Below are 18,183 nucleotides of genomic sequence, written 5' to 3'. Positions count from 1 at the left end.
AGGCGGTCATCCTCCGAAGTTGCGTTGCAGTCGCCACATCAGGAACACGTTGCGACGCCCATCGACCTTCGAAACGCGCATCGAGAACGAGTTCTCGAGCCGTCCGACCTGATGGTCGAGCCTGTTTTCCCACGACGCGGTTTCGCGATCCGGCAGCGCCAGGATCTCGTCGCTCTGTCGCTGGGTATTGAGCGCGACGCGCAGCCTGGACGTGAAGTTCAGGCGAGGCACGTCGAACACCCGCAAGTGCCGCCAAGTGAGCTCGCCACTGGCATTGCGCTGGTTCTGGGTGAACCGCGACACGTCCGGCACCGTGACCGTGGGCAGCGGCGTCGAGCTTTGCACCGACCTTTGCCAGGTCAGATCGCCCGTCCAACTGCGCCGCCGATCGAGTTCGTGCGTCCCCGACACCTGGAAGTTGACGAAGCTGAAGTGCGACTTCTCGCTGTCGAACTGGCGGGCGTCGGTGAATGAGAGTCGACTGAACGCGCTGCCCTGCTCCCCCGGCTTGGTCCAGGTGAAGGCCAACGTCTGCGTCAAGGCACGCGACAAGCGATCCGGCGGCAGCAATTGCTCGGGCGATGCCGTCTGGTTGGCCACCGCCACACTGCCCGTCTGTGCCAGGCTGACGCCCCAACTGGAGCCCCCGATGAGCCAGACGTTGCTGAGGTTGTGGCCGAGTTGGGTGGACACACTGGCATCGGTTCGGGCGTCGGTGCGCGCGGCACCCACCGCGGCGCTGCTGAACCAGCTCCATTGGGCAGTGCCCCACTGGCGTTGATCGCCCTGATACGTGCCAGAAACCTGCCCCACCGACGTGATCGACGTGTTGCCGTCGATGCTCGTCGCCGTGAGCGACGCATTCACCCGCGCCTGTCGACTGAACTCGTAGGTTGCGCCCAGGCCCGCCGCGAGGGTGGTGCCATTGTTCTCGCCGCCACCATCGAAGGTGAAGGCGCGCAGGCTTCCGGTCACCGTCAGCGGCACCGTGTCGCCACGCCACACGGCCAGGCTCGACGCCTGGGCCAAGGTGGTGCTGCGCCGACCGGTCAGTCCACTGCCATCGAAGCGCAGTTGGTCGTCGGAGCGCGCCCAATTGACAGAGCTTTCCAGTGACAACGCAGGCGCCCAGGCGGCGCTGTGGCGCGCCACCAGCGAAGTGAAATCGCTTTCCTCTCCCGTGCTGCCGCGTCGATTGGCGCTGCGGGTGAGGCTGGCCGTGAGCTGATGCCGCTTCCAGTGGCTGGCGAAGTCCGCCAGAAAGGAGTCTTGAGTGTCCTGGCCGAAGTCGGCGCTGTCCTGAGATCGCCGTTCGTAGCTTGCCGACACAGAGAACTCGCCATTGACCGGGCGATAGCGCTGCAGCACCGAGACGTTGCGCGACCGATAGTCCACGCCGCCGCCGAGTGAACTGTCGATGCGGCTGTCGGACACCTCGTAGCGCAACTCCGACGGGAACCGGCTGCGCGGCAGCAGGGACAACTGGAGCTTGCCGGTGACAAATCGGCTGCCGCCCGATGAATCGTCGGGGGCATCGCCCTGGACAGTGCCACGGGTCAGGCCGACCGTGCCGTTGACGATCGCCAACCAAGGCGCATACAGGTAGGTTGCCGTTCCGAGCGTGGCCGTCACCAGCCGCTGTTGCCGAACGCCTTCTGTGTCGAGTTGGTCCCGACGGATGTCGAATGCCAGCGACCCGGTCCACAGCAAGGGCGGCAATTGCCACCGCACGCCGCCACCCACGGGCTCGACAGGCGCTGCGGTGGTCGAAATGGCGCCTGCGCCCGACGACGACACAGGCGCCGGTGGCGGCGCGACCGGCGCCGCGGGGGGCTGAGGGCTCTCGACCTGAGCGAACGCAGTGGAAGCGACCGAGCACAGCAGAACCCAAGCAGGCGATCGTCGCACCGCCCATGCCCTTTACTTACTGGCTGGCCGGGCATTGGCCACTGGGGTGGCCAGCGGCAGATAGCGGGTTTCATCGATGCGAGTGGGCGTTTCGCGGCGCAGGCGCGCCAGGAAATCGGTCCACGCCTGATCGGCCATGTCGCGCTGCAAGAGATCCTTCGCCCGCTGCCGGACGGCCGACAGCGGATTCAGCTTCGGCAACTTGCGATCTTCCAGCCGGAACACACCCACACCTTCGAGCAAAGCCACCGCGTCGGACACCTGACCCGGCTGAAGCTTGTCGATGGCCTGCTGCGCAGGCTCGGGCAGCATGCCGCGGTGGGTGTAGCCCATCGCACCACCCTTGCTGGCGGAATCGTCGCCGGAATGCAGATGGGCGAGGGCCGCAAAATCGGCACCACCGCGCAAGCGCTTGGAAATGGCGGTGCCTTCTTCCAAGGCACCATTCCACTTGGCCTGCGGAGAAGACGGATCAACCTTCAGCAGGATCACCGAGATCTTCACCTGCTCGGGCTCGGTGAACTTTTCTTTGTGGCTGTCGTAATAGGCCTCGATCTGGCGCTCGGTGGGCTCGGCCACCTTTCGAACCGAGGCCTGCAATTGGTCGAGGATGCTGGTGTCCTCGAGTTTCTTCTTCAGCGGCGGCAGCACCGTGGCCTTGTTCGATTGCCACATGGGGCTGCTCTTGTATCGCGCCTCGTACACATCGAGTTGTTTGGCGATGTCGGCGTGGTCGGGCTGCAGCTTGCGCCGACGCGCCTCTTTCATCAGCAAGGTTTCATTGACGAGCGAATCACCCACCTCGCGCTGCAGGCGCGCCACCTCTTGCTCGGGCGGCTTGCCATGGTAGAACTTGTTGCGCGCCGCGATCGCATAGGCCTGGTCATAGGCCTGCTGCGAAATCACGACGTCGCCGACGCGGGCAAAGACAGCAGAGGCACCGTCCTTGTCGGCCGCGCGCGCCTCGGCCACCACCAGCATCCACCAGCCCATCGTCAACGCCACGCCGATCAACGACCAACGCCAGGGGCGCGGCGACGATTCGCTGCGCGGGGACGCGGTGTGAACGGTAGGGCGATTCGAATGGGTCATGGCGAACAACTGATGAGTGCCGAGGCGTACGGGTTGGTTTACTTGACGTGGCAGGCCAGGCAGACCGCGCTACCCGCATTGGAGATGCGCAGGAACGTGGCGTTGGCGGTGTGCGGATCGTGGCAGCTGGCGCACTCGACGAACGGCTCGGCCTCGGTTTGACCCGTGTAGCCACTGCCAGCACCGGCGGCGCGGGTGTACAGCACCATGTCGGTCTTCTGACGCGTGCCATTCGGCGCCGCTTCGGTGTCGACCCACCACACGCGATTGGAGCCGATCACCTGGCTGGTGGCCGACTTGAAGTCGGGGTCAGTGGTGGCACCGGAGGGCGCGCTCACCTTGAGGCCACCGCCGCCGTACTGAATGCCGATCGGGTGATCGTTCTTCAGGTCGGTGCCGATGTTGGTGATCAGTCCGGGGGCGATCTTGCCCGCGACCTGATTGGCACCGGTCCAGGTGCCGGCCTGCCAGGCGGCATCGCCCGTCGTGCCGGAGCCCGGGGCGTTGATGACCGCGCTCATCGACGTGACGCCGTCGTGGCAGGACAGGCAGGCGATGGACACCGAACCAACCGGCGCCACCTTGCCGTCCAGCGTCGAGGTGCCGAGGCTGTCGTAGGTGGTGAACGATGCCGGGGCCGGCAGCGTGCGGTTCCACAGAGGCACGGCAGCGCTGGTGTCAGCACCGTGCGGCGTGTGGCAGAAGACACAGATTTCGGCCGTGCCGCTGAACTTGTTGACACCAGTGCCGCCCGGCGTGGTGCCGAGGTTGTGCTTGGTGTTTGTGATCTGCGCTTCAGCCGGCATGGACACCAAGGTGCCCCCCACCGTCATCAGCAGGCCGACGGCGACTGCCGCAGCCCGGGAGCGTCCGCTCCCGCCCAGACTCCACGATTTCCACTTTCCCATGTCGCTCTCTCCTTGGGTGAATTGCGAAGACGCGATGTCTGTTCTGCAGGTTGCGTGCCATGGAGCTGAACGGGCTGAATGGCATCCGGCAGGGCGTGAAGATTGATCTACCTCAAACTTTGCGCCCCACCCTTCCCGAAAGCGGGAAGTCCGACTTTTCAATGTTCCCATTCGAGAGATCACAAATCGGGAATCAGCGCGCGCCGTACGGGCTGCCTGCGGGCAGTGTCGCGGGCCGGAAGACGTCGACCTTGCGAAAGAATTGATCGACCATGTAGGCACGCCCGTCGACATCCACCGCAATGCCCGAAGGCAGCATGAAGCGCGCGGGACCGTCGCTCGCGCCACGCACGCCCACGTCGAGCAACAGTCGACCTTCGGCGTCGAAGATCTGGAAATTGCCGAAGGCCGTATCGACCACGTACAGGTTGCCCTGCTTGTCCGCAGCGATCTCCTTGGGACGCGAGAACTGGCCGCTCTGCCGACCGACCGCACCGAAGGTCTTGACGAACTTGCCATCGGCATCGAACACCTGGACGCGGAAGTTGCCGCCATCGACCACGTAGAGTTGCCCGCCATTGGCCACGACCGCGTCACGCGGCAGATTGAACTGGCCCGGCCCGTCGCCGCGCCGGCCGATGTCGAACAGCATCTTTCCGGTCTCGAGGTCGAGCGCGCGCACGAGGTGATCGTCGGTGCCGACCCCACCGGCATCGGTGATGTACAGGCGCTTGCGCACGGTGTCGACGGCGATGCCGGCGGGCCGACTCCACTTCAGATCCTGGGCCAGGGTCTTGATGTACACGCCCTCGGCGTCATAGACCTGGATGCGCTTGGCCGTGCCATCGACGACGTAGACGCGACCCTCGTCGTCGATGTCGATGCCGAAGGGCATCCGCAGGCCGCCGGGCTCGTCGACGCCGATGCGCTTGAATCGACTGCCGGCCAGATCGAACATGACGACGTGCCGATTGACGGTATCACCGACATACAGCTTGCCCTGCCGGACGGCCACGCCGTAGGGTTTGGCCAAGCCTTCCCCGGTGCGCACCTCGCCAGTGACAAGGCGCCGAAAGGCCCCGTCCTTGTCGTCGGGCATGACGTCGGCGCTGCTGTAGAGACTTCGCTCGAAAATGAAGCGCGGAGCCTCGGGAGGAGGCGGGAAGGCCGGTGGCTCGATGGGCTTGGCCTGCCGAGGCGCCTCGGCACATCCCTGGAACAGCAGGCCCAGGGCCAATGGCGCCAGCAGCAGATGCCGACGCGGGAGAGTGGGTTCGATCAGCATTGTCCTCCACGCCGCACTGTCAAGGAGGTACGCGGCGACAGCGCGGTAAAACGCAAGAGGCATGCCATCGCGCTCGCCACTGCGCTGCACTCCGATGGCACGGAACCTGCACTCGAACGACCCAGTACATCTTCGGGACAAACGATGCTGGGTTTTGATCGATGGGGACACACCCTGGCCTGCCTGTTCAGCGGGCTGTTGCTGGCTGTCGGCGCCTGGGCCGCACCGGCGACCCCTGGGTCGGGCAAGGATTCACCGCCGTCTGCGGTCTATCACAACTATTGCTCCGTTTGCCATGGTGACAAGGGCGACGGCCAGAGCCGCGCGCGCGGCAGCCTGAACCCGCCGCCGCGCGACTTCACCACCGCACAGGCGTTGTCCGAACTCACCCGCGACCGGATGATCGCCGCCGTCAAGGGCGGCGTTCCCGGCACCGCGATGGTGGGCTGGCGCTCGCAACTCGACGACAAGCAGATCGAAGCGGTCGTCGACTACGTCCGCGATCGCTTCATGAAGGCCAGCAGCCAGGCCGATGCCAGTCGGGGGCGCCAGATCTACGCCCGCACGTGCTCCGTCTGCCATGGCGATCGCGGCACCGGCTCGGTCTGGGCCAGTTCGAACCTGCGCCCCGCGCCCCGAGACTTCTCCACGCCGCAGGCTCAGGCCGAACTCACGCGCGACCGGATGATCGCCTCGGTGGCCGCGGGCCGCCCCGGCACGGCGATGACTGGCTTTGCCACGCAGCTCAAGGCCCCCGAAATCGAAGCCGTGGTCGACTACATCCGTCTGGCCTTCATGCGCGTGGACAGCGACGTCGGCATTTCGGGCACGCAGGCCCACGGCAGCACCGCCGGCGCAGCCCCGCCGGTCGCGGCGGCACCGATGACCGCACCGGCACGTCCGGTCAAGGTGGACATGAGCCTGCCCTTGCCATCCGGCCTGGTGGGCGATGCGGCCGCAGGCCGGCGCTTCTATGACGCCAACTGCGCCACCTGCCATGGCGTGAAGGGCGATGGCAAGGGACCACGCGCCTACTTCATCAACCCGAAGCCGCGGATCCTCATTTCGGCCGACAGTCGGGCGATGTTCAACCGGCCGGCGATCTATGCCGCGGTCTTCGCCGGCAAACTGGGTACCGAAATGCCCGCGTGGAGCAAGGTGCTCGAACCACAGGAAATGGCCAACGTCTCGGAGTACGTGTTCCAAACCTTCGTGCAGCCGGCCGGAACGGCGCGGGTGGCGACGCGCAAGAACCCATGAACCTCGCGCAGTGGGCAGGGCTGGCGGCGTACGCGCTGCTGGCCCTGGCGGGCTGCCAACCGGCTGGCCCGGTGGACGATGCCAGAGGGCCGCTGGCTGCGTCAAGCGCCAGTGCTCCAGCCAAAGCGACCGCCAGTGCCGTGGCCGCCAGTTCCGCCAGCGCCGCGGTCGCGGTGATGGCGCCTGCTGACCTTGCGCAGCATGAACTCGGCCGCAAGATCTGGAATTTCCGTTGCTACTTCTGCCACGGCTATTCGGGCGACGCGCGCACGCTGGCCGCCACCTACCTGCAGCCGCCGCCCCGCGATTTCACGCGGACGGCGCCCGACGCCCTGTCGATGGACGCCATGGTGCAGGTGATCAGCCACGGCAAACCCGGAACGGCCATGAAGGGCTTCGATGGCATCCTGCGATCCGACGAAGTGCGTGCCGTCGCGGCCTTTCTGCGTCGAGAGTTCATCGAATCGCGGGCCCCCAACACGCGCTACCACACCCCCGAGAACGGCTGGCCCGACCACGACCGTCATCGTGAGGCTTTCCCGTTCGCACGTGGAGAGGTTGCGCTCGACACGCCATGGGAGCAACTCGATGAGGCGCACCAGCGTGGCAAGCGCCTGTTCCTCACCGCCTGCGTGACGTGCCACGACCACGGGCGGGTCGAGCAGCCCGGCGCCGTCTGGGAAACGCGGGCGATGAGCTATCCACGCGATGCCTACTGCACCAGTTGCCACGACCATGCCGATGGCAGCGGCAAGCGCCCCACCACGCCGCCACCCGCCGGCCATCCGCCGGTGCGCAACACGCCCGCCGGGGCTTTCGAAGGCAGCCGGGCGGCGTCCGCCGTGCGCGCCGACAACACCTACCGGGTGCACGACACGCCGCCTCTTCTGGCCAAGGCGACTGCGCGCGAGCGCCTGGGGGAATCGCTCTATCAACAGAACTGCGCCTTCTGCCACGCCGCCGACGGCACGGCCAAGAGTTGGATCGGCCGGTTCCTCGAACCGCATCCACGCGATCTGACCGACCCCGCGGCCATGTCGACGATGACCCGCGAGCGACTCGTGCGCGTGATCCAGGAGGGCCTCGACGGCACCTCCATGCCTGGCTGGAAGCACGTGCTGAGTGCCCGCGACATCGACGCCCTGGTGGCCTACATCCACCGCGTCTTCCATCCGATCCAGGGGGCGTGACTGCGATGGCAAACCCCATGGGCCTCACTCGGCGCCACGCCGCGCTGGCAGTGACTCTGGCCGCTGCCGGCTGCGCGGCCCCCCCAGCGCCCGAGCCCCCCGTCGACGACACGGGTGACCGCCTCTGGCCGCGCCCGCCCGAGCGTCCGCGTTACGCCTGGGAGACCGACCTGCGCACGGTGGGCGACCTGTTCGAGAACGATGAGCGCTCGCGCACGGTGCGCATGCTGGCAGGCGAGCGTGTGCCACGCGAGGCGGCCTTCGAGAAGCCCATCGCCGTGGCCGCGCGGGCTGGCCGCATCTATGTGGCCGACAGCGTGCAACGGCGCATCATTGTGTTCGACGTGCCGCGTCGAAAGGTTTTCGCCATGGGGCTTCGCACGCCCGGCACGCTGCAGAAACCGATCTCGGTGGCTGTCGACGGCAATCGGCAGGTCTATGTGGCCGACGCCACCCTGCGCAAGGTGATGGTCTACGACAGCCTTGGCCTGTTCCAGCGGGCCATCGGCGCGCCCGAAGACCTGGAGCGCCCGACCGGCGTCGCCGTGGAGCCCTCGGGCGAGCGCGTGTACGTGATCGACCGCGGCGATGTCGAGGGCGACCGTCACCGGGTCATCGCCTACGACGCGACCGGCAAGCGCCTGCAGGAGATCGGCACCCGTGGCAAGCAGAACGGCCAGTTCAACATCCCGGTGCAGGGCGCCGTGGACGGCCAGAACCGCTTGTGGGTGCTGGATGCCGGCAACTTCAGGGTGCAGGCCTTCGACCGCGACGGCCGATTCATCCGCGCGTTCGGACAGGTGGGCACCGGCCTCGGCCAGTTCGCCAGACCGCGGGGCATCGCCTGCGACCCGCAGGGCCAGGTGTACGTGAGCGATGCATCGTTCGGCAATGTCCAGGTGTTCTCGCCGGACGGCGAACTGCTGATCGCGCTGGGCCGCAGCAGCCGCCGCGACCTGCCCGGCCACTACGGCCTGCCGCATGGCGTGGCTGTCGACGAGACCGGACGGGTCTACATCGTCGATCAGTTCTTCAACAAGGTGGAGGTGCTGCGGCCCGTCGGAGAATCCGAAGGCCAGCGCATGGTCGAACAGGCGGAATCAGACCGCAAGCGACCCAGGACCACTGCCCCGACACGATGAGCGGCGGGGCAGTGCGCCGCAGCCCGTCGCGCCAGGCGCGGACGGTCTGCGGCCAAAGCGTCACTTGACGCTGGCGAGCATGTAGTCGACGGCGGCCTTGATGTCGTCGTCCTTCAGGTTGGCGTTGCCGGCCTTCGGGGGCATGGCGCCCTTGCCGGTGAGCACCGACTTGACCAGCGCATCCTTGCCGGTGGCCACGCGGGGCGCCCAGGCCGCCTTGTCACCCAGCTTGGGCGCATTGGCCACTCCGCTGGCATGGCAAGCAACGCAGGTGGCCTCGTAAACAGCCTTGCCGTCGGCGGCCTGAGCCACCGGACTGAGCAGCACTGCCGCGACCGCGGCAACAACAGAAATCGACTTCATGGGAGCACTCCTTGGTTGGGGTTGGGGTCAAACTAGGGATTGACCCGACCCTTGAGCAAGGTGCATGCCTTGAAATTTCCCACACTCAGGGTGTCGCCGCGCCCAGAAATTCTCTGTAGGGGGAACCGCGATCCACCGTTCCCGGAATCGGGAACGGTGGCAATTACTTCGTGTGACAGGTCAGGCAGACCGCGCTGCCTGCATTGGACACACGCAGGAACGACGGGTTGAATGAACTGCCCACCCCTGCCGACGGCACGCCGTGCGGGTCATGGCAGGACGCGCATTCCACCTCGAAGCCTTCGCCGCTGTCATAGAGGCGAACCTCGCGCGGATCGGGGAAGTTGTTCCCGTTGTTGTCGAACCAGCGCAGGCCCGGCCGCGTGGCGCCTGGCGTGTTGAAGTCGACGCCCGGCCCGGGGGTGGGGAAGCGCACACCGACCGGGTGGTCGTTGCGCAGGTCGGTGCCGATGACGAAGGCGGCGAAGTCGGTGGCGCCCGTTCCGTTGATGCCAGCGCCCGCGGAATGGCAGGACAGGCAACCATTGGCCACCACAGGATCGAGACCCACGTGCACCGTGGCGTCGATGCCGCTGGGGTTGGTCCAAGCGTTCAGGAAGGTGTTGTTCTGCACCGTGGCCTGCGCCGCCAGATAGCCGCCGGCACCGGGCATGTTGATGACGGAATCCACCGCCACCTGACCATCGTGGCAGGACAGGCACGACAGCGAGTTGGGCCCGGGCTGGGACACTTGCTGCGTGATGGTCGACGTGCCGAGCTGGTCGTAGGTGTTGTAGGTGGTCGCCTTGATCGTGCGATTCCAAAGCGGCAGCACGACGTTGGCGTTCGAGCCGTGCGGCGTGTGGCAGTACACGCAGACTTCGCCGTAGTCGTTGCGGAAGCGGTCCATCGTCGTGCTGACCGGACCACCTGCGGCCTGCCGCTGGGTCAGGTTGTGACGGGTGTTCGAGATGCTCCGCGCGTTGTCGAACTTGGTGGGCAGATCAACGTCCGCGCTGACGGTCATGACCGAACCGAACATCAAGGCAACCAGTGCCCCTCGAACCGCCGCTTGACTCCAAGGCTTGATCTGGGTCAATTTCATTGTCGGTACTCCTCCTGCAGGTGCAGCAGGGAAAGCAATCGTCGCGCCAGTCCTTCCCGCCAAGCTGAACGGGATCGGCAGCTGCCGTCCGGCAACCCGTCGCAGGGCGGCTCAGCGGTCGCGGAAGACCGGTGCGCGCTTGTTCAGGAAGGCCGACACGCCCTCGGCGAAGTCGCCGCCGCGACCCAGTGCGCCCTGCACACGCGCTTCGATGCCCAGCGCCTCGGCGTAGCTGGCCGGCATCGCCTCGTCGAGGGCCTGGCGCGTGGCGGCCAGGGCCCTGGACGGCATGGCCGCCAAGCGCAGGGCCAGGGCTCGCGTCTCGTCGGCCAGCGCGGCATCGTCGACGCAACGCCAGATCAGGCCGATGCGCTGCGCTTCCTCGGCCGGCAGCTTGTCGCCGGTCATGGCCAGTCCGAGCGCCATGGCACGACCGACCAGCCGCGGCAGCAGCCAGGTGCCGCCGCAATCGGGGATCAGTCCAATTTTCGAGAATGCCTGGATGAAGCTCGCCGATCGGGCCGCCAGCACCACGTCGCACCCGAGCGCGAAATTGGCCCCGGCCCCGGCCGCCACGCCATTGACCATCGCGATCACCGGCACGGGCATCGTGCGGATGCGCAGCGCCAGCGGCCGGTACAGGCGGTCGATGACGCTGCCGACGTCGGGGGGGCCGCCATCGGCCGAGCCCATGTCGGGGTCGTTCAGGTCCTGGCCGGCGCAGAAGCCCCGTCCCGCCCCGGTGATCACCACGCAGCGCACGGCCGCATCGCCGGCCGCCGCCTCCAATGCCGGCAGCAACTCGCCATGCATCGCGCCGGTGAAGCTGTTGAGCGCGGCCGGGCGGTTGAGCGTGAGCGTGCGCACCGGGCCATCGGTGGTGATCAGGACCAGGGGTTCCGACATGGGTGTCTCCTTCGTTGGGATCGATGACGGGATTTAACCCCAGACCTCCTGCGCCACCTCCACCACCAGCCGCAGCTTGGCCCGTTGCGCCTCGACCGCGATGTTGTTGCCGTGCACGGTGCTGGAGAAGCCGCATTGCGGGCTCAGGCACAGCTGGTCGAGCGGCGCGTACTTCGACGCCTCGTCGATGCGGCGCTTCAGCGCATCCTTGCTCTCCATCTCGCCGAACTTGGTGGTCACCAGGCCCAGCACCACGATCTTGCCCTTGGGCAGGTAGCGCAAGGGCCGGAAGTCGCCCGAGCGGTCATCGTCGTACTCCAGGAAGAACGCGTCCAGGTTCATCTCCGCCAACAGCGCCTCGGCCACCGGCTCGTAATTGCCGGCGGCGGCGTGCGTGCTCTTGAAGTTGCCGCGGCACAGGTGCATGGCCAGCGTCATGCCGGCGGGCTTGTGCGCCGCCACCTTGTTGATGAAGCCGGCATAGCGGTGCGGCAGTTCGTTGGGGTCGTCGCCGCGCTGTCGCGCCGCCTCGCGCATCTTCTCGTCGCACAGGTAGGCCATGTTGGTGTCGTCCATCTGCACGTAGGTGCAGCCGGCGTCGGCCAGCGACTGCAGTTCTTCGCCGTAGGCCTTGGCCACGTCGTCGTAGAACGTGGGGTCCAGCTCGGGGTAGGCGGTGCGGCTGATGCCAGCGCGGCCGCCGCGGAAGTGCAGCATGGTCGGCGACGGGATCGTCACCTTCGGCGTCAGTCCGGCCCGGACCTGCGACTTCAGGTACTCGAAGTCGGCCAGCTGGATGTTCTTGGCGTGGCGCACCTTGTCGATCACGCGGATCACCGGCGGGGCCAGTTCCTCGGTGCCGTCGGGCTTCGTCACGGTCACCGGGATGTCGGTTTGCACGCCACTCAGTTGCTCGAGGAAGTCGATGTGGAAATAGGTGCGACGGAACTCCCCGTCGGTGATGCTCTGCAGGCCCACGTCCTGCTGGAAGGCGACGATCTCGGCGATCGCCCGGTCTTCGACCGCGCGCAGTTGCTCGGCGCTGATCTCCTTCTTGACGAAACACTGCTCGCGCGCGTCGAGCAGGTACTTCGGGCGCAGGAAGCTGCCGACATGGTCGGCGCGAAACGGGGGGGTGGCTCGTGCGGTCATGGCGTGTCTCCGGGGATCATGGTCATGCTGCGGGATGAACGATGGCCACCGGGCCTTCGATCGGGTCGTCGATCAGCAACAGCGTCGGCCCGAGCCACAGCGCCCGACCGATGGCCCGCTTCGCTGTCCGCCGTCGGTCCGGGCCGAGCTGTCGGCCGACAGGATCGACCTCGCCGCAGGGCGTGTTGCCCGGCCATTGTGGGCCGCCGGGCAGCGCACGCGATTCGGCGATTGCCCCAATCGCGCCCGATCAGCCGGGCAGTTCGACCAGCGCCTGCCGCACGCATTCGTCGAAGGCGTGGGCGTCACCCAGGCGCTGCGCCAGCAGCAAGGCCAGCTTGACCAGGAACAGTTCACCATGCGCCGGCCCGGCCGTGTCCAGGGCTTCGGCCAGGTGATCGTAGACCTGCTCGAGATCGGCAAGGCGCAGGCCCTCGGGGGCGGTGGTGTCAGAGGTGGTGCTCATCGTCGTGGGCTCCCGGTCAATGACCATGGCTGCGCCGCAGCGCGGCCGAGATGCGTGGGCTGTCGGCCTGCAACCAGCGCGCGGCCACATGCTGGTCGGGCCGGATCAGGTAGACCGCGCCGTCGCTCGGCACGCCGTGGCGGCGGGCCAGGCGGCCTTCCGGGTCGGCCACCCCGCGGTCGGCGCCGGCGGCCCGGCCATCGGCAGTGACGGCCCACACTTTCACCGGCAGCGCGGTGCGGGCTGCCGCGTCGCGAGCCGCCGCCACGGCGCCGGCACCGAACACCAACAGGTGGCTTGCGGGTGCAAAGCCGTCCATCAGGTGGCCACCGGGCGACAGCCGCGCGTCGAGCATCGGTGCGCCGACGGCCGGGCCGGCGGTGAATCGCCCGTCGTCGTCGTCCAGGCAGTTCAAGGGTGACCGGGCATACACATGGGCCCGCGAGGTGCGCCAGTGGAACAGCGGCCGCACGAAGTCTTGCGACAGCGACAAGGACAGCGTCGCGTCGCGCAGCAGGCGATAGCCACGGGTGGGCGGGGTCATGAACCGGGTGCTCTTGCCCGCCTCGTCGATGATTTCCCGGGCCGCGCCGACCCGCTCGTGGCTGTAGCTGGCCAGCAGCCCCGGCCCGGCCTGTCCCTTGACCACCGCGGCAAGCTTCCAGGCCAGGTTCTGCGCATCCTGGAAGCCGGTGTTGGCGCCGCGCACGCCGAAGATCGGCAGCAGGTGCGCGGCGTCGCCGGTGAAGATCACCCGGCCGCTCACGTAGTCGGGCAGCGTCATCGCGCGGGCCGAGTACACCGAGCACCAATCCATCTGCCACGGCAGGCCGGCGTGGCCGATCATCGCCAGCTGCGCGTCGATTCGCGCCTTCAGCGACTCGGGCGCCAGCGCCTGCTCGGGCGTCTCGCCGGTGGGCAACTGGTAGTCGATGCGCCAGATGCCTTCGGGCTCGCGGTGCATCAGCACGGTGTTGCCGGGGTTCCAGTCGGGCTCGAAGTAGGCCCGGCGCTCGGTGGGGTACGGCAGGTCGATGCGGATGTCGGCGATGACGAAGCGGCCTTCGTAGGCCGCGCCCTCCATGCGCAGGTCCAGCTGCTGGCGCAGCGTGGAGCGTGCGCCATCGGCGGCCACCACCCAGTCGCAGGGCTGCCGGTACGGACCGTCGGCGGTATCGACCTCGAGCACCGCGCCCCGCGCCGTCTGCGACACACCGATGACCTTGTGGCCCCAGCGGATCGACACCAGCGGCTGGCGCGCCGCGGCCTCGACAAGGGTCTGCTCGAGGAACTGCTGCTGCAGGTTGGTCATCGGCATGAAGCGCTCGTCGTCGTCGTGCGGCGCCTCCATGCGGAACACGCACTGCCCGCGCACGAACGAGTTGCCGTGGCGCCAGGACAGGCCGCGGCGCTCGATGGCCTCGGCCACGCCGACGGTGTGCAGGATCTCCATCGAGCGCCGGGTGTAGACGATGGCCCGGCTGCCCTCGCTGACCTGCCGCTCGGCCGCCAGCAGCAGCACCGGCACGCCGTGACGGGCCAGGTCGAGCGCCGCGTGCAGTCCGATCGGCCCGGCGCCGACCACCACCACCGGCACATGGGTCTCGACATCCGGCCGCGGTGCGGCGGGGAACACTTCGTATCGGTAGTAGATGGATGCGCGGGGCTGGGCGTGGGGCTGGTGCATCTGGAAGGGTCCTGGGCGAATCGGGGACAGGGCAACCGGACGGCTCACAGCCCGACCCTTCCCAGGGCCGGCGCCACGGGCTGCGGGGTCGAGAGGCAGTGGGGCTGCACGGCATCGGTCGATGGCCTGTGGCAAACTGGTTGCGCACGCATCCATTATGCCGAACTTGGTTGCGCGCGCAACCACCTCGACGAAGACCACCATGCCCCGCCGCGCTGCCGCCACCCCTGCGCTGCCGCTCGACCGCACGCTCACCTATCGCCTGCACCAGTTGCACAAGTGGTCCGATCGCGTCAGCGCCGACACCTACGCCACCGAGTGCGGCCTGGCCCTCGGCGAGGCGCGCTGCCTGGCGGCGATCGGCGCCTTCGCGCCGCTGTCGGTGGTGGACCTGGCGCAGTTGGCCAACCTGGACAAGGGCCAGGCCAGCCGCGCGGCCCAGGTGCTGGTCGATCGCGGCTGGGTGGCCAAGGCCTCGAGCGAGGCCGATGGGCGCGGCGTGCAGCTGTCGTTGACGCCATCCGGCCGGCCGCTGCACCGGCGCGTGATGGCCCTGATCGAGCGCCGCAACCAGGAGATCTTCGGCGTGCTCTCGGTCGACGAGCAGGCCCTGCTGGGCGACTTGTTCGATCGGCTGCTCGCCGCTCAGATGCCGCAGGGGCGCCGGCGCCGAGCCTAGGACACGGCGCTGGCCGACGGCCGGTCAGGCCGTCGGCGTCGAGTCAGGCGACCGGGGTCGCGGCCGGTGTGCCCTGGCCCGAGCGCGCCACCTGCCATTCGGCCAGGCGCGTCATGTTGGTCAGCGAAATCTGGTGCGCATGGATGATGCCCAACAGGCCGTTGCGGGCCAGTTCCAGCGCCTGGGCATCGCCCAACTTGGCCAGCTTCTCCTCGTCGATGGTCAGGAATCCGTCCACGCCGATCTTGCTGCCATCGGGCAAGGTGGCATCGAAGCGCATTTCGCGCAACAGGCCCAGTTCGCCGAGCCGCTCGCCCACCTGGCGTGTGCGCTCGATGTCGACCTCCAGTTCCTGCAGCTGCTTGTTGATGTTGACGGTCAGCTCGGTGGGCTCGCCGTCCGCACCGAACAGTGGATCGCCGACCTCGTGGCCCAGGCCCTGCCACGCTTCGTCGATGCACAGCACCATTTCGGTGGGCGAGGTGCGCGCCACAGCGAAGGGGTAGAAGCGCAGCAGCGCGGGCACGTAGCGCACGCGCCACTCGTCGCCCTCGATGCACAGGTTCTCCTGGTTGTGCAGGCCGAACAGGGCCAGCGGGGCAACCTGCGGCTTGCCGTTGGCGCCATTTCCGGCCGTGACCCACACCACGGGGAAGTCCTTGCAGGCTTCGGCAAACTCGCCCACCGTCACGAAGAAGGCATTGAACTTCTTCAGGGCGGACATGTCGCGCGCGTTGCGGTCGAGCTTGAGCGTGCGGTGCTTGACGCGGTCCAGCGCCGCGGGGCTTTTGTGCAGCTGTTCGTTGATCATGAAGTCGATTCCTCGGGTTGTTCGGGGCGGGAGACCAGGACCTTGTCCACGCGTTTGCCGTCGAGGTCGACCACCTCGAATCTCCAACCATCCCATTCCACCACATCGGCTGTACGGGGCAGCCGGCCCAGCAGCAGCATCACCATGCCGGCCAGCGTGTTGTAGCGCCCCCGGTCTTCTTCCGGCAGTTCGCGGATCTCGAGCCGGTCTTTCAGCTCGGGCACCGGGATCAGGCCGTCGAGCAGCCAGCTGCCGTCGGGTCGGCGCACGGCCCAGGCGTCGTCGGCGCTGGGCGTGGAAAACTCGCCGGTGATGGCTTCGAGCACGTCGCGCACGGTGATCACGCCCTGCACCGCGCCGTACTCGTCGACGACGAACACCAGCTCGGTGCTGCTGGCGCGGAAATGCTCCAGCAGTTCCATCCCGGACAGGGTCTCGGGCACGAACACCGGCTGCTTCATCAGATCGGCCAGCACCGGCGGCTCGTTGCGGGCCAAGGGCGCCAGCAGGGATTGCGCCTCGACCACGCCGACCACGTCGTCCAGCCCGTTGCGGCACACCGGGTAGCGCGAGTGGCCCTCTTCGGACATCTGCGACAGCAACTGCTCCAGCGGGGCATTGAGGTCGAGCCAGGTGATCTCGGCGCGCGGGATCATCATCGAGCCGATCTGCCGGTCGTCCAGTCGAAACACATTGCGCACCATCTGGTGCTCCTGGGCCTCGATCACGCCGGCGTCCAGGCCTTCTTCCAGGCTGGCGGCGATCTCCTCTTCGGTGACGCTGCGCGAGGGCGCGTGCCGCATGCCCAGCACGCGCAGCATGCCCTCGGTGCAGGCCGACAGCAGCCAGACGAAGGGCCGCGTCGCGGTCGACAGCCATTCCATCGGCGTGGCCACCAGCCGGGCCACCGTCTCGGGGTGCATCTGGCCGACGCGCTTGGGCACCAGCTCGCCGAAGATGATCGTCAGGAAGGTGATGATCAGCACCACCAGCGCGGTGGCCGTCACGTCGGCCACCTTCGGCGTCAGGGGCAGCACCCCCAGCAGCCAGGCCGCCAGCGGGCTGGAGAACGCGGCCTCGCCGACGATGCCGTTGAGCACGCCGATCGAGGTGATGCCGATCTGCACGGTCGACAGGAACTTGGTCGGGTGCTCATGCAGGTCCATGGCCACCTGGGCGCCGCGCTCACCGCTTTCCACCATCACGGCCAGCCTCGCCTTGCGAGAGGCCGTGAGGGCCATCTCCGACATCGCGAACAAGCCGTTGATCAGGATCAGAAAGACCAGCAGGGCTACGTCCATGCGCCGGCGCCGCTGCCGGCGCCCCAGAGAGAAAAACAAGCAGACGAGCGTAGCAGAATCGGCCCATGCACTACCTCATCGGTGATCTGCAGGGCTGCTGCGACGCATTCGACCGCCTGCTCGCGGAAATCGGCTTCTCGCCGTCGCGCGATTCGCTGCACGTGCTGGGCGACCTGGTCAACCGCGGGCCGCAATCGCTGCGCACGCTGCAGCGCCTGCGCGGCCTGGGCCAGTCGGCCACCTGCCTGATCGGCAACCACGACCTGCACCTGCTGGCCGCGGCCGAGGGCGTGCGGCCACTGCACCGCACCGACACCATCGGCGACATCCTCGATTCGCCCGACCGGGAAGCCTGGCTCGACTGGGTGCGCCACCGCCGCATGGCGGACAGCGCCCACGGCTGGCTGCTGGTGCACGCCGGTGTGGTGCCGCAATGGTCTGCCGCCGAGACGCTGGCCCTGGCCACCGAAGTGGACACATTGCTGCGCGGGCCCGACCTGGCAGCATTCCTGCGCCGCATGTATGGCAATGAGCCGCTGCGCTGGGACGCGGCGCTGCAGGGCCCCGACCGCTGGCGCTTCGTCATCAACGTGCTCACGCGCATCCGCTTCTGCGCCGCCGATGGCACGATGGATCTGAAGGCCAAGGAAGGCGCCGACACCGCGCCGCCCGGCCTGATGCCCTGGTTCGAGGTGCCCGGCCGCGGCACCGAAGGCACGCCCATCGCCTTCGGTCACTGGTCGACGCTGGGCCTGCGCAACCAGCCCGACCTGCTGGCGCTGGACACCGGCTGCGTGTGGGGCGGCGCGCTCACCGCCGTGCGCGTGGACGGTGGGCGCCGCGAGGTGACGCAGGTGCGTTGCGATCGGGCCCAGACGCCGGGCGCCTCGAACTGAGCGCCCTGCGGTGCGGCCTGCAGGCACGCCGC

The 18,183-nt window shown here is 67.9% G+C and carries 17 protein-coding genes; 5 read left to right on the top strand and 12 right to left on the bottom strand.

The genetic code is table 11. The features are described 5' to 3' along the window. Positions 1 to 6: 6 nt before the first annotated feature. From EOINJALH_RS27315 to EOINJALH_RS27300, 4 genes are all read right to left on the bottom strand, one after another. Positions 7 to 1,743, bottom strand: a complete 1,737-nt coding sequence (locus EOINJALH_RS27315; protein ID WP_144290197.1) for a hypothetical protein — start codon at positions 1,741 to 1,743, stop codon at positions 7 to 9. Positions 1,744 to 1,920: 177 nt separating this feature from the next. After that, positions 1,921 to 3,000 carry a peptidylprolyl isomerase gene (locus EOINJALH_RS27310; RefSeq protein ID WP_088286177.1) on the bottom strand — a complete coding sequence of 360 codons (1,080 nt, stop codon included), beginning with the start codon at positions 2,998 to 3,000 and terminating at the stop codon, positions 1,921 to 1,923. Positions 3,001 to 3,038: 38 nt separating this feature from the next. Continuing rightward, positions 3,039 to 4,079 (bottom strand): cytochrome c3 family protein, encoded by a 1,041-nt coding sequence (locus tag EOINJALH_RS27305; RefSeq protein WP_199873487.1) that lies wholly within the window; start codon positions 4,077 to 4,079, stop codon positions 3,039 to 3,041. Between the two features lie 22 nt (positions 4,080 to 4,101). After that, entirely contained in the window at positions 4,102 to 5,283 is a 1,182-nt protein-coding gene (locus EOINJALH_RS27300) for a 6-bladed beta-propeller (RefSeq protein ID WP_234414067.1), read from the bottom strand. A gap of 54 nt (positions 5,284 to 5,337) precedes the next feature. Between EOINJALH_RS27300 and EOINJALH_RS31460 the strand changes: the two genes are divergently transcribed. Genes EOINJALH_RS31460 through EOINJALH_RS27280 form a run of 3 tightly spaced genes read left to right on the top strand, consistent with a single transcriptional unit; the run spans position 5,338 to position 8,785 of the window. Beyond that, the gene (locus tag EOINJALH_RS31460) at positions 5,338 to 6,453 is read left to right on the top strand and encodes a cytochrome c (RefSeq protein WP_158219913.1); all 1,116 of its coding nucleotides are present in this window, start codon (positions 5,338 to 5,340) and stop codon (positions 6,451 to 6,453) included. Beyond that, positions 6,450 to 7,643 (top strand): c-type cytochrome, encoded by a 1,194-nt coding sequence (locus tag EOINJALH_RS27285; protein WP_088286171.1) that lies wholly within the window; start codon positions 6,450 to 6,452, stop codon positions 7,641 to 7,643. Before EOINJALH_RS31460 ends, EOINJALH_RS27285 begins: the two co-directional genes overlap by 4 nt. 17 nt (positions 7,644 to 7,660) lie before the next feature. After that, entirely contained in the window at positions 7,661 to 8,785 is a 1,125-nt protein-coding gene (locus EOINJALH_RS27280; RefSeq protein WP_088286169.1) for a hypothetical protein, read from the top strand. A gap of 60 nt (positions 8,786 to 8,845) precedes the next feature. On the opposite strand, the gene EOINJALH_RS27275 is transcribed toward EOINJALH_RS27280, so the two are convergent. From EOINJALH_RS27275 to EOINJALH_RS27250, 6 genes are all read right to left on the bottom strand, one after another. Next, positions 8,846 to 9,148, bottom strand: coding sequence for a cytochrome c5 family protein (locus EOINJALH_RS27275; protein ID WP_088286167.1), 303 nt, complete (start codon positions 9,146 to 9,148; stop codon positions 8,846 to 8,848). A gap of 163 nt (positions 9,149 to 9,311) precedes the next feature. Then, entirely contained in the window at positions 9,312 to 10,247 is a 936-nt protein-coding gene (locus tag EOINJALH_RS27270; protein ID WP_234414066.1) for a cytochrome c3 family protein, read from the bottom strand. A gap of 117 nt (positions 10,248 to 10,364) precedes the next feature. Beyond that, positions 10,365 to 11,159 (bottom strand): enoyl-CoA hydratase-related protein, encoded by a 795-nt coding sequence (locus tag EOINJALH_RS27265; RefSeq protein WP_088286163.1) that lies wholly within the window; start codon positions 11,157 to 11,159, stop codon positions 10,365 to 10,367. A gap of 33 nt (positions 11,160 to 11,192) precedes the next feature. Next, a complete protein-coding gene (locus tag EOINJALH_RS27260; RefSeq protein WP_088286161.1) occupies positions 11,193 to 12,311 on the bottom strand; it encodes a 5-methyltetrahydropteroyltriglutamate--homocysteine S-methyltransferase in 1,119 nt (372 codons plus the stop codon). Between the two features lie 250 nt (positions 12,312 to 12,561). After that, complete coding sequence (locus tag EOINJALH_RS27255) at positions 12,562 to 12,777, bottom strand: DUF2783 domain-containing protein (RefSeq protein ID WP_088286159.1); 216 nt, start codon at positions 12,775 to 12,777, stop codon at positions 12,562 to 12,564. A 16-nt stretch (positions 12,778 to 12,793) separates the two neighbouring features. Continuing rightward, positions 12,794 to 14,464, bottom strand: a complete 1,671-nt coding sequence (locus EOINJALH_RS27250) for an FAD-dependent monooxygenase (protein ID WP_088286157.1) — start codon at positions 14,462 to 14,464, stop codon at positions 12,794 to 12,796. 202 nt (positions 14,465 to 14,666) lie between these two features. Between EOINJALH_RS27250 and EOINJALH_RS27245 the strand changes: the two genes are divergently transcribed. Then, positions 14,667 to 15,143, top strand: a complete 477-nt coding sequence (locus tag EOINJALH_RS27245; protein ID WP_088286422.1) for a MarR family winged helix-turn-helix transcriptional regulator — start codon at positions 14,667 to 14,669, stop codon at positions 15,141 to 15,143. A gap of 43 nt (positions 15,144 to 15,186) precedes the next feature. Here EOINJALH_RS27245 and EOINJALH_RS27240 read toward each other — a convergent pair whose 3' ends face one another. Together EOINJALH_RS27240 and EOINJALH_RS27235 are read right to left on the bottom strand one after the other, a co-directional pair. Further along, on the bottom strand, positions 15,187 to 15,954 hold the full coding sequence (locus tag EOINJALH_RS27240) for a SapC family protein (RefSeq protein WP_158219912.1): 768 nt from the start codon (positions 15,952 to 15,954) through the stop codon (positions 15,187 to 15,189). Next, a complete protein-coding gene (locus EOINJALH_RS27235; RefSeq protein WP_088286153.1) occupies positions 15,951 to 17,255 on the bottom strand; it encodes a hemolysin family protein in 1,305 nt (434 codons plus the stop codon). Before EOINJALH_RS27235 ends, EOINJALH_RS27240 begins: the two co-directional genes overlap by 4 nt. Positions 17,256 to 17,320: 65 nt before the next feature. Here EOINJALH_RS27235 and EOINJALH_RS27230 point away from each other — a divergent pair, with 65 nt between their 5' ends. Beyond that, complete coding sequence (locus tag EOINJALH_RS27230) at positions 17,321 to 18,151, top strand: symmetrical bis(5'-nucleosyl)-tetraphosphatase (protein WP_088286151.1); 831 nt, start codon at positions 17,321 to 17,323, stop codon at positions 18,149 to 18,151. Positions 18,152 to 18,183: the final 32 nt, after the last annotated feature.

The sequence above is a fragment of the Ideonella sp. A 288 genome (assembly GCF_002198735.1).
Lineage (GTDB): Bacteria > Pseudomonadota > Gammaproteobacteria > Burkholderiales > Burkholderiaceae_C > Pseudaquabacterium.
Note: the sequence above shows the minus strand (reverse complement) of the source record. Positions and strands in the feature narration are given on the sequence as shown.

Bases quoted from the DNA above. Each gene is read 5' to 3' on its own strand.
- EOINJALH_RS27310 (WP_088286177.1), bottom strand. From the start codon at position 3,000: ATGACCCATTCGAATCGCCCTACCGTTCACACCGCGTCCCCGCGCAGC.
- EOINJALH_RS27305 (WP_199873487.1), bottom strand. From the start codon at position 4,079: ATGGGAACATTGAAAAGTCGGACTTCCCGCTTTCGGGAAGGGTGGGGC.
- EOINJALH_RS31460 (WP_158219913.1), top strand. From the start codon at position 5,338: ATGCTGGGTTTTGATCGATGGGGACACACCCTGGCCTGCCTGTTCAGC.
- EOINJALH_RS27285 (WP_088286171.1), top strand. From the start codon at position 6,450: ATGAACCTCGCGCAGTGGGCAGGGCTGGCGGCGTACGCGCTGCTGGCC.
- EOINJALH_RS27280 (WP_088286169.1), top strand. From the start codon at position 7,661: ATGGGCCTCACTCGGCGCCACGCCGCGCTGGCAGTGACTCTGGCCGCT.
- EOINJALH_RS27275 (WP_088286167.1), bottom strand. From the start codon at position 9,148: ATGAAGTCGATTTCTGTTGTTGCCGCGGTCGCGGCAGTGCTGCTCAGT.
- EOINJALH_RS27265 (WP_088286163.1), bottom strand. From the start codon at position 11,159: ATGTCGGAACCCCTGGTCCTGATCACCACCGATGGCCCGGTGCGCACG.
- EOINJALH_RS27260 (WP_088286161.1), bottom strand. From the start codon at position 12,311: ATGACCGCACGAGCCACCCCCCCGTTTCGCGCCGACCATGTCGGCAGC.
- EOINJALH_RS27255 (WP_088286159.1), bottom strand. From the start codon at position 12,777: ATGAGCACCACCTCTGACACCACCGCCCCCGAGGGCCTGCGCCTTGCC.
- EOINJALH_RS27250 (WP_088286157.1), bottom strand. From the start codon at position 14,464: ATGCACCAGCCCCACGCCCAGCCCCGCGCATCCATCTACTACCGATAC.
- EOINJALH_RS27245 (WP_088286422.1), top strand. From the start codon at position 14,667: ATGCCCCGCCGCGCTGCCGCCACCCCTGCGCTGCCGCTCGACCGCACG.
- EOINJALH_RS27240 (WP_158219912.1), bottom strand. From the start codon at position 15,954: ATGATCAACGAACAGCTGCACAAAAGCCCCGCGGCGCTGGACCGCGTC.
- EOINJALH_RS27235 (WP_088286153.1), bottom strand. From the start codon at position 17,255: ATGGACGTAGCCCTGCTGGTCTTTCTGATCCTGATCAACGGCTTGTTC.
- EOINJALH_RS27230 (WP_088286151.1), top strand. From the start codon at position 17,321: ATGCACTACCTCATCGGTGATCTGCAGGGCTGCTGCGACGCATTCGAC.